Source organism: Endozoicomonas sp. SESOKO3 (assembly GCF_024606255.1).
Window position 1 is genome coordinate 1 of record NZ_JAHHPR010000744.1, and the last position, 2004, is coordinate 2004.

Annotated in this window: 2 protein-coding genes; both read right to left on the reverse strand. The window is 50.6% G+C overall.

Going from position 1 to position 2004, the window contains the following annotated elements; all coding sequences use genetic code 11:
* The coding region (locus KDK18_RS13075; protein WP_257255368.1) for a hypothetical protein at positions 1-427 on the reverse strand (427 nt) is incomplete at its 3' end.
* Between the two features lie 157 nt (positions 428-584).
* A complete protein-coding gene (locus KDK18_RS13080) occupies positions 585-1916 on the reverse strand; it encodes an NCS2 family permease (protein ID WP_257255369.1) in 1332 nt (443 codons plus the stop codon).
* Positions 1917-2004 lie beyond the last annotated feature (88 nt).

Below are 2004 nucleotides of genomic sequence, written 5' to 3' on the forward strand. Positions count from 1 at the left end.
AGGTTGAACGACACCGGGTACTTGTGGGGGGAGCAAAGATACAGCGTCCTTGTCGATTACAGCAGGGCTGCTCATGGCAGTTTTCGTCAAGGCTATGTCGGGAGTCGTTGGGTCGGCCCGAATCTTCATCATTATGGTCATTGTCGTATAGATAATTCGATTTTTCTGAATGTACATTGAATGACTGACCATGATCCTCTGGCCCCGTTGTCCGGGAATGGTTACCGCAGCCCGTTCCGTACATCAAGGTGATGATCTGAAGTTTGTTTCGCCTGCCTGGTTTGTCATCGGGTGGCATGCCTGACCCTGAATATCCGTTTGTGCTGGTTATGCTCGTCGAAGCCCCATTCTGGTTAACCTCAACGATAAAATGGTAAGTCTGTGGCTCAGCCGGGCAGACGAAAGGCACAATAACCAATACGTGCAAGAGTAGACTTTTAATGGTTCTGTCCTTTGTTTTCTATGGATCAGAGCAGTGAGGATAGACGAACGGATTAGGGGCACGGTATCAAAACGTGATTGAGAATTTTTGCCTGAAGAGAGTTAACAGGCTTGCTCACCTTAAATGAGCAAGCCAGACAGGCTCAGACGCCAAAGAAGACAAATTTTAGGGCAAAGAGCACTGCTAATACCCAGACACTGATACTGACATCGCTGGAACGTCCAGCCAGAACTTTAATCACCGGGTAAGCGATGAACCCCAGAGCGATACCATTAGCAATAGAGAAGCTCAGTGGCATCATGATCGCTGTCATCATGACCGGTCCGGCTTCTGTCAGATCATTCCAGTCAATATTGGCCAGGCTACCTACCATCAGAACGGCAACATAAATCAAGGCTCCCGCTGTTGCATAAGCGGGTACCATGCCAGCCAGGGGAGAGAAGAAAGCACATAGCAAAAACAGCACACCGATGGTGACCGCTGTCAGACCTGTGCGACCTCCTGCGGCCACACCTGAAGCACTTTCAACATAAGAAGTCACAGTCGGTGTACCCATCAACGCTCCCGCCCAGGAAGCTGTACCGTCAGTCACCATGGCTCTGTTCATGTTGTGCATCTTGCCATTTTTGTCTGCCAGGCCCGCCTTGTCGCCCACAGCAATCAGGGTACCCGTGGTATCAAACAGATTGACGAACATGAAGGCAATAATGACACCCAGCATTTCAGGGTTCAGAGCGCCCATAATGTCCAGCTCACCGACGATGGGCATCACGCTGGGCGGCGCTGAAGCGACACCAGTAAAAGCAACATCACCAGCCAGCAGAGCAATGGCGGTCACAACGGCGATAGCGATCAGCACAGCGGCTTTGAGACCACGGAAGGCCAGACCCAGAATAAGAAACAAACTGAGACAGGCCATCATGGGGCCAAACTGAGTGATGTCCCCCAACGTCACTATGGTGCCCGGGCTGGCCACCACAATACCGGCATTTTTAAGGCCAATCAGTGCCAGGAAGAGACCAATGCCGCTGGTGATTCCGACTCTGAGACCAACAGGAATGCTGTCTACAATCCATGCCCTGACTTTGAACAGACTCAACAACATGAAGCCTATGCCGCCCCAAAATACAGCACCCATGGCTTCTTGCCAGCTATAACCCATGCCGAGCACCACTGCATAGGCAAAGAAAGCATTCAACCCCATACCAGGAGCCAGTCCCACAGGCCAATTAGCATAAAGACCAATGGCAATGGTACTGAGACCTGCAACCAAACAGGTGGCAGTGAACAGAGCCCCTTTATCCATGCCGGCATCACCCAGCATTCCCGGTATGACGAACACCACATAACACATGGTAATAAAGGTCGTAAGACCTGCCATCAGTTCAGTTTTTACCGTCGTGTTTTTGGCTTTGAGTTCGAAGAGACGGTCGAGCAGTGATCCACTCTTCTCCCCACCCACAGAGGGTGCCATTTCAGCGTTATCCATTCCAGACTCCTTATATTTGTTGTTCTTATCGATGCAATAATCCAACCAACCGATCAAAACTGATGATACTGAG

Excerpts from the sequence above, each read along its gene's own strand:
- KDK18_RS13080 (WP_257255369.1), bottom strand. The coding sequence starts at position 1,916 with ATGGCACCCTCTGTGGGTGGGGAGAAGAGTGGATCACTGCTCGACCGT.